Origin of the sequence: Sphingomonas sp. Leaf407, from assembly GCF_001425385.1 — a bacterium.
Lineage (GTDB): Bacteria > Pseudomonadota > Alphaproteobacteria > Sphingomonadales > Sphingomonadaceae > Sphingomonas.
Map to the genome: position 1 here is coordinate 1,091,206 of NZ_LMQO01000001.1, position 11,528 is coordinate 1,102,733.

The 11,528-nt window shown below is 67.7% G+C and carries 15 protein-coding genes; all 15 read right to left on the reverse strand.

Features of this window, described 5'->3' with window-relative positions; all coding sequences use genetic code 11:
* Positions 1-6: 6 nt before the first annotated feature.
* The 15 genes from ASG37_RS04890 to ASG37_RS04960 all read right to left on the reverse strand — a co-directional run bounded on the left by ASG37_RS04890 (position 7) and on the right by ASG37_RS04960 (position 11,500).
* Positions 7-1,710, reverse strand: coding sequence for a phage tail protein (locus tag ASG37_RS04890; RefSeq protein ID WP_055756579.1), 1,704 nt, complete (start codon positions 1,708-1,710; stop codon positions 7-9).
* Positions 1,707-2,123, reverse strand: a complete 417-nt coding sequence (locus ASG37_RS04895) for a DUF6950 family protein (protein WP_235525217.1) — start codon at positions 2,121-2,123, stop codon at positions 1,707-1,709. Before ASG37_RS04895 ends, ASG37_RS04890 begins: the two co-directional genes overlap by 4 nt.
* Positions 2,120-2,680 carry a hypothetical protein gene (locus ASG37_RS04900; protein ID WP_055756581.1) on the reverse strand — a complete coding sequence of 187 codons (561 nt, stop codon included), beginning with the start codon at positions 2,678-2,680 and terminating at the stop codon, positions 2,120-2,122. Before ASG37_RS04900 ends, ASG37_RS04895 begins: the two co-directional genes overlap by 4 nt.
* Entirely contained in the window at positions 2,680-3,279 is a 600-nt protein-coding gene (locus ASG37_RS04905) for a hypothetical protein (protein WP_055756583.1), read from the reverse strand. Before ASG37_RS04905 ends, ASG37_RS04900 begins: the two co-directional genes overlap by 1 nt.
* On the reverse strand, positions 3,276-6,719 hold the full coding sequence (locus ASG37_RS04910; RefSeq protein ID WP_082448349.1) for a phage tail tape measure protein: 3,444 nt from the start codon (positions 6,717-6,719) through the stop codon (positions 3,276-3,278). Before ASG37_RS04910 ends, ASG37_RS04905 begins: the two co-directional genes overlap by 4 nt.
* Before the next feature lie 21 nt (positions 6,720-6,740).
* Positions 6,741-6,896 carry a hypothetical protein gene (locus ASG37_RS04915; RefSeq protein WP_156349169.1) on the reverse strand — a complete coding sequence of 52 codons (156 nt, stop codon included), beginning with the start codon at positions 6,894-6,896 and terminating at the stop codon, positions 6,741-6,743.
* Between the two features lie 68 nt (positions 6,897-6,964).
* Positions 6,965-7,405, reverse strand: coding sequence for a hypothetical protein (locus ASG37_RS04920; RefSeq protein ID WP_055757341.1), 441 nt, complete (start codon positions 7,403-7,405; stop codon positions 6,965-6,967).
* Between the two features lie 17 nt (positions 7,406-7,422).
* On the reverse strand, positions 7,423-7,851 hold the full coding sequence (locus ASG37_RS04925; RefSeq protein ID WP_055756589.1) for a phage tail tube protein: 429 nt from the start codon (positions 7,849-7,851) through the stop codon (positions 7,423-7,425).
* A gap of 28 nt (positions 7,852-7,879) precedes the next feature.
* A complete protein-coding gene (locus tag ASG37_RS04930; RefSeq protein ID WP_055756591.1) occupies positions 7,880-8,242 on the reverse strand; it encodes a hypothetical protein in 363 nt (120 codons plus the stop codon).
* 10 nt (positions 8,243-8,252) lie between these two features.
* Positions 8,253-8,660, reverse strand: a complete 408-nt coding sequence (gene gp17, locus ASG37_RS04935) for a tail completion protein gp17 (protein WP_055756593.1) — start codon at positions 8,658-8,660, stop codon at positions 8,253-8,255.
* 2 nt (positions 8,661-8,662) lie between these two features.
* On the reverse strand, positions 8,663-9,076 hold the full coding sequence (locus ASG37_RS04940) for a hypothetical protein (protein WP_055756595.1): 414 nt from the start codon (positions 9,074-9,076) through the stop codon (positions 8,663-8,665).
* Positions 9,073-9,417, reverse strand: a complete 345-nt coding sequence (locus ASG37_RS04945; protein ID WP_235525218.1) for a head-tail adaptor protein — start codon at positions 9,415-9,417, stop codon at positions 9,073-9,075. Before ASG37_RS04945 ends, ASG37_RS04940 begins: the two co-directional genes overlap by 4 nt.
* Complete coding sequence (locus ASG37_RS04950; RefSeq protein ID WP_055756597.1) at positions 9,414-9,941, reverse strand: head-tail connector protein; 528 nt, start codon at positions 9,939-9,941, stop codon at positions 9,414-9,416. The genes ASG37_RS04945 and ASG37_RS04950 overlap by 4 nt, the downstream gene beginning before the upstream one ends.
* Positions 9,942-9,944: 3 nt before the next feature.
* Positions 9,945-10,136 (reverse strand): hypothetical protein, encoded by a 192-nt coding sequence (locus ASG37_RS04955; protein WP_055756599.1) that lies wholly within the window; start codon positions 10,134-10,136, stop codon positions 9,945-9,947.
* Between the two features lie 83 nt (positions 10,137-10,219).
* Entirely contained in the window at positions 10,220-11,500 is a 1,281-nt protein-coding gene (locus ASG37_RS04960) for a phage major capsid protein (RefSeq protein WP_055756601.1), read from the reverse strand.
* Between the last annotated feature and the right edge of the window lie 28 nt (positions 11,501-11,528).

Below are 11,528 nucleotides of genomic sequence, written 5' to 3' on the forward strand. Positions count from 1 at the left end.
CCGGACCTACTGGTCGGCTTCCTCGAGCTTTTTCACGCGGCCGCTGACCGCTTCGATCGTCACGGCCTGCGCCGCGACGAGCGTTGCCTGTTCGGTCAGCGTCTGCTGCTGCGCCTCGATCAGCTCGGCCTGTGCCGCGACCGTCTCGGTCAGGGCAGCGACCGGCTGCGGCACCGCGTCGTCATAGGCTTGCGTGCCGCCCAGCGCCGGCGTCGGCGGCACGGTGCCGGTCTGGCTGAGCGCGAAGGCATGCTTCGCGGCCGTCTCGCCGATCAGCACGAATTGCACCGTCATCGTGGCCGGATCGAGCGTCCGGCGCAGGATCACGCACGGCGTCGCCGGCAGGCCGTCGTCGGGCAGGTCGACGATGACCAGATCGCCCGGGCCATAGCGGCGCAGGCGCGGCTTGCAGGTGATGACGATCTCGCCCAGCTCGCGCGCGTCCCACAGCTCATAGGCAGCGAGCTGCGCCACCTGGTCCGCGCTCTGGACGAGATTGTATTGGCGCTCGTCGCCCTTCTCCTCGCCATCCTCGGCAAGAAACGTCGCCACCTGCACCGGCTTCGTCGGGACATATTCCCATTTGTGCGCAGCCGAGCGGAATTTCGGGGTCAGCGTGTTGATCCGCTGCTCCCACCCCTGCATCGCACCTACCTCGACGTCGTCGGTCGCCAGATCATCCTCGGTGATCGTATCGACGGCGACACGCGGCGCGCTGAGCTTCAGCGCGAGGCGGCCGCCGACCCAACAGCGCTCGGCCCCGCCGGCGGCCAAAATATTGTTCAGGTTCTCATTGCGGCTGCCCGGCTCGAAGATCGTCCCGTCGACATGCCAGCCATTGGCATCGCAGACATTCGCCAAGGCGACGAAGTCGGCTACACGGATTCCGTCCATCGGAATACCGATGCCGAAGGTCTTGAGATACGGGTCGTCGGTTCTGGTCTCGTCCCGCTCCCACGTCCCCAGCGCGTAGCGCAGGCCGTGCAGCCCCGGGCAGCGCGTCCATTCCCATGTCGCCTTCGCAGCGGCGAACGCGACCTTGTCGGACGGGTCGGCCCAGCGGTGCGACCCGACCCCGCCCGGGTAGGTCGAATCCTTGCGCGGGTCATATGCCTTGACCCCGCGCCAGACTGCCCCGGTCGCGGGCACGCCGGCAGAGAAGATCTTGGCATCCTCGTCGAAGCGCAGGCACCACGAGATCGCCGCGTAGCTCGAAAGCTTGTAGTCCGCCCCCCACCCTGGGGCGGTCGTCCAGTGGACCGCCAGCGCCGCCGGCTCGGGCGTATGACCGAGCTGGTCGTAGCTGTAGAGATGGGCGGCGGCATAGCCGGTCGCGGCATTGCTGGACATCGTCAGCTCGACATAGTCGAGATAGCGCGCCACCAGCCCCTCGACCGGTCCCGCGCCGGAATAGACGTCGACCATCAGCAAATAGGGGTTCTCGACGCCCCCGACCTTCCCGCCATAGCCAGTCCAGTGCCGCCGATTGCCGGCATAGTAGGTCTCGCCGATGATGTACGGCCGGGGCTGGTTCGCGCCGATGGTCGTCTTGTTGACGGACCCGGTCGCGACCGGCGCCGGCTTCTTGGCGAGCAGCGCCCCCCCGATATTCGCCGCGACGGCGACGGCGGCGGCGATTGGCTGGATCGGGCTCGGCACCATGGCGACGATGCCAGCGACCGCACCGACGACGCGCAGGACACCGCTCACAACCGCCACGCCCCGATGAAGTCGTGAGCCTCGATATTGACGACGCCGCGGTGCCGCTCGTCGGAATGATAGCCGGCCATCAGCCGGCCGGCCGACACGACGATCGCGTCGAATTCACCGTCGCCCCGCATCAGCGCCAGATCACCGACCCACATCGCCGCCGGCGCAATGCGCGGCAGCATCGAATCGAGCAGGCCGGCGAGATCCGCGTGACCCGTCGCCATCAGCGCCCGACGCGCGCCGATCGCCGAACGGAACCGCGGGATCGGCGGCGGCCGGTGGCCCAGCGCCCGCATCTGTGCGCGCGCGAGGTGGATGCAGGTGCCCGCCGTCGCCCATCCGAACGGACGCGCGCGGAACCGATCGACGACAGACTGCGTCGCCTCGGCACGCTGCGCCAGATCGCGCATCATGCCGCCTGCACCCCGCGCGGCGGCGAGGCGACACCCCATGCCACCTCGATCTCCATACCCAAGGCATTGTCGTGCCCGCGTTCGCCGGGGAACAGGCGCTGATGGCCGGTCGTCGACATCGCGTTGCCATCGTTGCGCACCAGCAGCCGCTGCGAGCGCGACACGCACACCATCTCGAGCGAGCGCGGCACCTCGCCACCCCGGCGCAGGATGGTGCGGTCGCTCTGCCAGTCGGCCATCTTGTCGGGCGCGCCGATCGGCGCGCCGGTCGCCTCGTCGATCTCGGCGATCCACATCTGGACGCGCGACCCCTGAAACCCCGGCCGCGACAGATCGATCGCGGCGGCCAGCTCGGGCGGCAGGAAGGTGATCTTGCCGGCGGGCAGCTCGTCCCCGGTTCCTTCGGTCAGCGCCTCGAGGACACCGATCGTGCCGAACACCGGATCGAGCGAGAGATATTCCTCGTCACCCCAGCGGACATAGCCTCCGTCGCACAGCAGCACGTCGCGCGTCGGCAGCGAGATCTTCACCAGCCCGGCCAGGGTGACAGTCTGCATCAGGCCGCCTCCTCCAGCACGAAGCTGATGCCGGTATTGTGATCGATCGCGAGCTCCCACGACAGCTCGTCGCCATCGATCACGCCCTCGATCATCGGCCGCGCGATATGGACGCGGCATCCATCGGCGAACGGACGGCGCAGCAAGGTGTCGGCCACCGACAGCGTCGCCTTGCCCGCCGCGTCGGCCATCACCTCGGCACCAACATTGTGCAGATAGTGCTGGCCGCTGGCGTCCTCGATCGACATCCAGAAACCTTCGCGCACCACGCCACCTCGCGGCAGGCCACGCACCTTCAGCTTATCGCCCGCCTGTCCGCCGCCGTCGACGACGACGCCCCACCCACATCGGCCTTGGTCGACGCCGAGCAACGGATACGGCATGCGCAGCCCCATCCGCTTGGCGCGGATCAGGCGAGAGACGAACACCCGGGCGCGGTCCTCGTCATCGAGCGGCGGATAGGTGATCGAGATCCGGTAGTGGTTGCCCAAGCGATTGACCCGGATCGCGCTTGCCCCGCGCATCACCCCGCCCCGGTCGACCAGCGCCGGGGTCGCAGCGTTCGGCGACGGGCGCGGCGGCAGCTCGATCATCGTCATCGAACTGTCTGCCGTGCGGTCATCGCCGCGCGCGCATTGTTCTGGCGCACGCGGTGGGTCGTCACCGCCCCGCTGATCCCGGTCACGCGCGGTTCGAACATCGCGCCCTCGTCCATCACCAGATGCACGACTGCTGGAGCGCCGGCCGGCCCATTGTCATTGCCGTGGCGGATGTCGACCATCTCACCCTTGGTGGCGCGGAACGCGACGATATTCGCATCAATCCCGGAGCGACCGCCGACCTTGAAGCCGCCACCGGTCTTGAACCCAGGCAGTTTCGGCGCGGCGGCACCGCCGCCCGACTTGCCGCCGAAAAGCCCGGTCAGCGCGTTACCGATCGAGCCGAGAATGTCCCCACCACCATCGCCACCGCTCAGCTTGCCGAGCAGGTCGCCGAACAGGTCGGCGAGGCTATTGAGCGCGTCCTCCATCCCCTTGGCGACGCGGTCCTTCCACCAGCCCGAGATGAAGCCCTTCAGATCGCCGTCGAGCGCGGCGCGGATGCCGTCCTTGAAGGTCGCGCGGAATTCACCGGTCTGCCGGGCGCGGTCGCTCTCATCCCATTCGGTAGTCGCCTGCTCGATGCCCTGCCCGGGCTCGAGGCGGTCGCGCTCCTCGATCTCGCGGGCACGCTTGCGGATGTCGATCTCCCGCTGAAGCTGGCGGATGCGCTCCTCGCTATCGCCGCGCGTGCGCGCCAGCTCCAGCTCGCGATCCTGCGCCTCGTCGGCGAGCAGCCGGGCACGCACCTGCGCCCGCGCCTCATCGATCTCGAGCTGCTGCTGCGTCGCTCGCGCCGTCGCCTCGGTCAGCGTCAGCCCTTCACGCTGGAACGCACGGATGCGATCGGCGATCTCGGCCTGCCGTTCCAGCGTCTCGGTGAGCGAGCGATTGCCCGACAGCTTGGCGACCTCGAGCCGGTGCGCTGCCTCGTCCTCGGCCAGCTCCTTGGCCATGCCGATCCGGCGCGCTTCGTCCAGGATCGCCATGTCCTTGGTGGCAGCCGCAGTCGCAGCGGCGAGCGACAGGCCGGTGCGCTTGTACGCATCGATCTGCTGTTCCAGATCCAGCTTGCGCTTCAGCGCCGCCTCGGCCTCGCGATCGCCGCGCAGGCGGGCGGCCTCGATCTCGAGCTGCGTCGCCATGCGTGCACGATCGGCGGCGTCCTCGGCCGGGTCGCGCTCCTTCTTCTTGCGCTCCTTCTTCTCCTTTTTCTTCTTGCCCTCCTCGGGCGCAAGCGTGCGCGGGGCGACCGGCGCAGGCTTGGCCGCCTCCGCCTTCGGCGGTGCCTTTACCTCAGGGGCCTTCGGCGCGATCACGACGTCGAGCCCGATCGCCTTCGACATCCACTGGAACATGCCGACGATCTCGGCGACTGCGCCGCGCACCCACTTCACCACGCCGCCCAAGGCATCGACCAGCCATGCCTTGACGCCGGTGTAGACCGCCTTCGCCGCCGACACGACGCCGGGGAACGCGCCCAGCACATAGTCGACCATCGACTGGACGACCGCGCCGACCGATCCCGAGATCTCTGCAAACCCGTCGACCAGCCACGTCTTGACCGCCTGATAGACTGCGTTCAGCGAATCCCCGATCTCGGGTGCCATCGCCGCCAGGATGTCGATGACGGTGTCGATCGCCGTCTCGACGATACCGCTCACCGCTTCCCACGCCCCGGCGAAGTCGCCGCGCAGCAGCGCGCTGACGACGTCGACGACGCCGCTGACGATGTCGACCATGCCACTGATCGCAGCGATGATGCCGGACAGGACGCGCTCGATGATCTCGCCGGCGATCAGGATGGCACCCGTCAGGATGTTGCCGATGAAGTCCTTCAGCCCCGACAACATATCGATCAGGCCGCTGATCGAGCTGCCAATCTCGCCGCCGGTCAGCTTGGCGAACAGGGCCCGGACCTTGTCGAACAGCGCCGACAATGGCGGTCCCAGCGTAGCGCTGATCTCGGTCCACACCGCCTTCAACCCGGCGATGATGTTGTCCTTAAACAGCAGCATCAGCGATATTACCGCGCCGACCGGTCCGGTCAGCGCCAGCAGCCGCTGCCCGAGCATCATGAGCGCGCCACGCAGGCCAGCCTGTCCGATCAGCGAGAGGATGGCGCTGACCGGCGAGATCAGCAGACGCAGGACCTGACCGATCATCCCGAAGCGCGCCGCCGCAAAATTGGCAATGATCGCCGCTCCGACATGCGTGAACGCCCAAATCAGCGGACCCAGCGCCGCACCCATCGCGCCGATCACCACCATCGCCTTGCGCACACCGACCGGCAGATGCGCGATCGCCAGCAGGAATTGGGCAAAGCCGTTCTTGATCCGCGCGATGACGTCGACGAGGCCGGTGTCGATGCCGAAGGCGATCTTCAGCTCCAGCCACGCCGCCGCGATGTTCTTGCCGGCCTGTTCGGTGCCCTCCATCGCTTTGGCGACCTTGGCGTTCACGTCCCCATTTGCGACCAGCGCCCGGTATTTCTCGAACCCCTCCCGCCCTTGCTTCATCAGCCCGATCGCGGTGCGCGCCGCGTCCGCGCCGAAGATCGTATTGAGCGAGTCCGTGCGGTCCTTGTCGTTGAGGCCCGCCATCTGCTTGCGCAGCATCTCGGCCTGCTCGCCCATCGGCTTCATCTGGCCCTTGGCGTCGAAGAACGACAAACCGAGCCGTTTCATCGCCACCTCGGCCTCTTTGCTCTTGGGCACGAGGCTCTGGATGTAGGTCTTGAAGCTGGTCCCGGCGTCGGCGCCGGACGCGAACTGCGTCGCCGTCGCCGCTATGCTGGTCCCGAAATCGAGGAAGCTCACGCCGGCGGCCGCTGCGATCGCGCCACCCTGACCAATCCCCAGACGAAGGTCGTCGAAGCCGAGCTTGGTCGCATCGAGGACACCGACGATATTGGTCATCACGTCGGGCAGATCGGCAGCAGTCTTGTCGAACTGGCCCATCACGTCCGTGAGGAGGCCCGCCGCACTGCCGGTGTCGGTCATGCCAGCGGCTGACAGCTTCAGCGTGCTTTCCAGCGCCCCGCCGAGAATCTCTCCGGCGTTCACGCCAGCACGCGCAAGCGAATCTACCGCATCGACGGCTTCGGTCGCGTTCTTGCCGACCGCCGGGCCCAGCTTGCGCGCGGCATCGCTCAGCGCGTCCAACTGCTCGGCCGACGCGTCGGGCAGCGCGGCGGCAACGCGGTTCATCGCCGATTCGTAGGAGCCAGCCCCCTCGTCGATCGCCGCGACCATGCCGGCGAAGGGCAGCGTGATGCCGATCGTCGCGGCGGTGCCGACCGCCTTCAGCTTCGCCTCGACGTCATGGAATTTCTGGATCAGCCGACCCAGCACGCCCTCGACGCCGGCGGCGGTTGCATCGAATTCGCTCGCATCCGCGCCGAAGACGACGCGGGCGGCACCCACTACAGCAGATGACATCCGCGTCTCCTTCGGTCTGGATCAGCCGACGCTCGCCACCCATGCGGAGGCGTTGGCCAGCATCGCCTGCCACGACGTCGCCGCCTTCTTCGGGCGCGGCTTGTCGCTCAGCAGATCGCTGAGCTTGGGCAGTTTTTTCGTTCGGCCGCAGGCCGCCGCCGTCCACGCCGCCTGCATGGCAGCGTCATGTCGGGCAGCAGCGGCCTTGGCTTCGCCTTCGAACACGAGGGCGATCTCGCGCGGCGTCAGCCGCCAGTATTGCTCCGCGCACCGCTGCGTCGAACACCAGTCGATGGCGAGCGCCGGCCAGTCCCAGGGCCGGCTTTCGCCGGCACCGGAGGGTTTGCGCCGCCGTTTCCCGGCTTGGCCTCCGCATCCGGGAACGCGACGTTGATCGCGCGCAGGATCAGTTCGAGCGACGGCTCGAGGCCGCCGACCTCTTCCATGATCGTGCCAGCCTGCTGATCGGTCATCCCGGGCTGGCAGTCGGTCAGCCCGATGCGGAAGAGGGTGCGGATGGTACGCAGCGACGGCTTGTCGCCCAGCACCCGCTCGATCTGGGTGATGTCGTCCAGGCCGAACGCCTCCTCCACCTCGCACAAGGCGTTGGTGGTGAAGGCGAAGGTGAGCGCCAGATCGCCGACTTCGATGCCGAGCTGGCCGCGATGCGGATTGCGAGCCGCCATGGTATGCCCCGCCATGATCAGACCGCCGGCGTCATGGTCGGCTTGCCGCTGACCTTGAAGGTCGCGGTGCCGGTCATCTTGTCTTCCATCGGCACCGCGCCGCCATGGGCGGTGGCGAAGCCGCGGAAATCAAGTTTTGCACCGTTCGGAAAGACGATGCGCCAAGCTTCGACGGCCCGCGTTCCGAGGTGGGTGCGGATTACTGCGTCGTCGGCCACGCCCGGGATGAGGTTGTAGACGATGCCGGCTTCACCGGCATCCGACAGACCCGGCTTAAACTCGCGGTGCGCGTCCGGGCTGGTCATATGGGTGAAATCGACGGCATCACGCGACAGCTCGGGCAGTGTCAGCTCGGCGACTTCGGCGAGGGCGGTGAATACGCTTCCGACCACCTTGCCGAAGGTGATCATGTAGCCGATGTCGGTCGCAGCAGCGGTTGCAGCCATGGGTGTCTCCTTGTCCGGCCGAGCCGGGTTACTTGGTCAGGTCGACGGGGCCGCCGTCGGACGGGTCGGCCGGGGCGTGCTCGCTGGACGACGCGACGGGCGCGCTCGTGCCATCCGCGACAGGTGCGGGATCGGCAGGCGGTACCGCGATCGGCGCGAGTGGCACGACGCTGGCCAGCAGCGCCGCCTCGCTCTCGGCCAGCGCCAGACGTTCCAGCGTGGCGCGGTCGACGCCGATCGGCTGACCGAAGCCGGTTTCGAGCAGGTGCAGCGCGCGGCCGGCACTAACGCTCAGGATGGTGCCGGCGGGGGTGTCGGCGGCATCGGGATTGGCGGGATTGGCGGCAAGCGCCTCCCGATCCACGAAACGCTTCGTGGTACGAACATCCATAAGGGGTCTCCTAGAGGGCGGTGTAGGTCAGCATCAGATCGATGCTGTCGCGGTGGATCGGGCCGATCTTGTCGCTGTCGGTGCCGCTGCGGCGGGCGACGACGAAGCCACGCATGCGGATGCCGGCGACGTCGCGCCGCAGCCCGACCAGCAGCCCGCCACGGCCAGCGTGCCCTGCCAGCAGGTCGCCGATGTCGCGCGCGTCCTTGAAGGTGCGGCCCCATGCGTCGAGCTGGATACGGTCGCGCGACCAGCCACTCGGTCCGGATAGATTCATGATCGGCGCGCCGCTGATCCGCTGAAGCGTCAGCCCGGGGAGCGCGTCGCCTTGCGGTCGCAGCCCCCAATCGATCCGCCGCGCGACCAGCGCCGACAGCGGCACCGTCGACAGCAGCAGCGAGCGAAACGCCTCTTCCATCGTCAGCCCTTCTTTCCGGCTGCGAGGATCACGTCGATACCGCGCTCCGCGACCTGCCGCATCGCGCGGTTGACCTGTGAATCGAACGCCGGCCGGATGAACGGCGACGGCGTCTGGTCGACGTTCCCGAATTCTTCCTGCACCGCCTGCGGTAGCGGCCCCGGGCCAGCGAACACCTCGACTGGCGCGATCGGCACGTTGGCCGATGCCTGCGCCGGCGACAGCCTGGTGCTGACCGTCACGCTGTCCGCCATCTCGCCGCTGCGCCGCGCGGCGGTGTCGCGCATCTGCTGCGCCATCGGCTCCAGCTCCTCGGCGATGATCGGCACCAGCGTCTTGCGGGTCAGGGCCTTGCCCATTGCCTTGATCTTGCGGGCGACCTGGTCGCCACCCTCGAGGCGGATCTTCATCTTCATGCGAGCTGGGCCGGCTGCGCGGTGGCCGTGATCTCGACGCCGATGTTCCGACCGCCCCATTCCTTCGTGCCCGTCACCTGATAGGTGACGCCGGCGCAGGTCAGGGCATAGGTGCCGTCGATTGTCTTGGTCAGCGCATCGGCGCGCACGAGGAAGCGGGTGGTCAATGTCTGCCCCTCCTGTGCCGCGCGCATCCGCTCGCCATCGCTGACGTCGGTCTTCTTCGCCCAGCGCTTGCCCACCTCGGCGGGCGGACCGGCGATCGTCGCCGTACCGTCGTCGACCAGCGATGGCCGCAGAATGACAATGCGCCGGTCCAAGGCGGCGGTAGCGATCTTCACGGATTGATTCGGAAGTCGAACAACAGGTGGTCGACGTCCGCCGGCGCATCGTCGAGCTTGCCCCGACACAACAGGAGCAGCGCCCAGCGCAGCAGCTTGTCGATCGCCTCGCTACCGACATCGAGGCGGACCGCGATCACCGCGCGATCGAGGCGGACTTGCGGCAGCGCCTTGCCCGGCGCAGCGCGAACGCCCTGCTCCAGCTCGGCACCAAACAGCTCGAGCCGGTCTGCGGCCAAGTCCGTCCATACGCCGGCGCGGTCCTGGTACCGGGCCGATACGATGGACCGGACGGGCCCGACGAGCAGGTGTTGGAAATCCGCCCAGCTATCGCCAAGAACCTCGACGGTCTGCCGGCCGAGCCGGTAGCCGGTACGGCGCTCGATCTCGGTCTGACTTGCGACAAGGTATCCCACGATCTCGACGTCGGCCGCAGCATCATCGATCCGCAGGAAGTCGCGCAGCTCCTCGATCGGGACCAGCACGTCGCCGGCGGCGGCGATCAGGCGCGGTGCACCTAACATCGGCTATGCCTTTGCCTTCGCCAGATCGACCGGCACGGGGGTCGTGGTTTCACCCACCACCGCCTTGTCGGCATCCAGCTCGGCAAAGCCGGCGTCGATCAGGCGCTGCCCTTCGACATCATCGAAAGGCACGCTGTCGCCCGGCGACAACGAATAATCGGGACCGGAGAGGCCGGCGGTCATCTTGATCTGCATGGCGATCCTTTCGCTTGCCGAACCGGCGATACGCGCCGGTCGGGGAAACGGCGGGCGGGACGAATGCCCCGCCCGCCGGACCGTCACGCCATCTTCAGATGCTTGACGGCCGCGTCGTCCATCAACTCGCCGTCGTACCGGATGAGGCCGGCGAGACCGACCTTCGGCCAGAACTTCTCGCGGACGGTCCCGACCAGCGGCGCACCGACCTTGCGGACCCAGTAGCGGTTGAGATCGCCGAAGATGATCGGCTTCTGACCGGTCGTCATCGCCGGCATATCGTCGTTGATGTGGTACGGCTTGTCGAGCAGCAGCGCGGGCTGTGCGGCGCGGATGTCGCCCATCTGCCACAGGAAGTTGCCCTGACCATTCTTCAGCCGGCGCAGGGCGAGCAGCGTGGTGTCGGCGAACATCCACGCGCATTTCGGGGAACGGCGGTATGCCGCGTTCACCGAATGCTGGTGGACCATCATTTCGTCGGCGGTGATCGCCGCGGCCGCAGCGGCGGTATGGCCGAGCGTCGAGGCGGTGACGATGCCGTTCGGCTGATTGTTGCCGGTACCGAGCGTCAGGCGGCGGTTCGCCTTGCGGCCGAGCCGTTCGCCGATCGCCTCGGCAATGAACGCCTCCAGATCGAACGCCGAATCCTGCATCAGCACGAAGCTGAGCTTGATCCAGCTCGTCACGTCCATGAACGCATCGAGGCGCTTCTGCCCGAACACCATGTCGTCGGCGCCGTCATCGGCGACGTCGTCGTCCTCGGCCATATCCTTGGCCGATTTGCCGGTGTCGTCGTTGGTGGGGATGTCGAACTCATTGCCCGACCCGGTGGTAATCGTCCGCACGACGTCACCGTCGTACATCGGTCCCCAATCGCGCATCGTGCTGACGATCTCGCTCGCCAGCTCGCGCGGCACGGTATAGCCGCCCGATACGGCGGTACCGGCGAGCTGCGTGCGCTGCTCGACGAAACCGGCGCGAAGCAGCGTGCGCTGTTCGGTCGTCAGCTCGCCGGCGTCGCACCCGGCGCGCATCCAGTCGCAGAACGCCGAGCGATACTCGGCCTGGCGCTGCTCGGTCGTGCGGGTGCCGCCCTGACCTTCCGGGTCGTCGGCGTTGAGATCGCCACCACGCGGGCGCAGGCGCTCGCTGCGCTCCTCCTGCTGCGCCTCCAGCGCCTTGGTGCGCTCCTCGCGCTTGATCTTGATGTCGAGCTTGTCGAGATCGGCCATGATCCGGTCGTGGCGCTGTTCCAGCTCGACGGTCCGCGCGTCGTCGGTGTTCGACTCGATCTCGTTCAGTGCGCTGCGCGCTTCGGTCACGAGCTGGCCGCGCTGGTCGTGGTATTCGGTAAGGGTCGGCATGGGGATGGTCTCCAGACACAAAAAAACC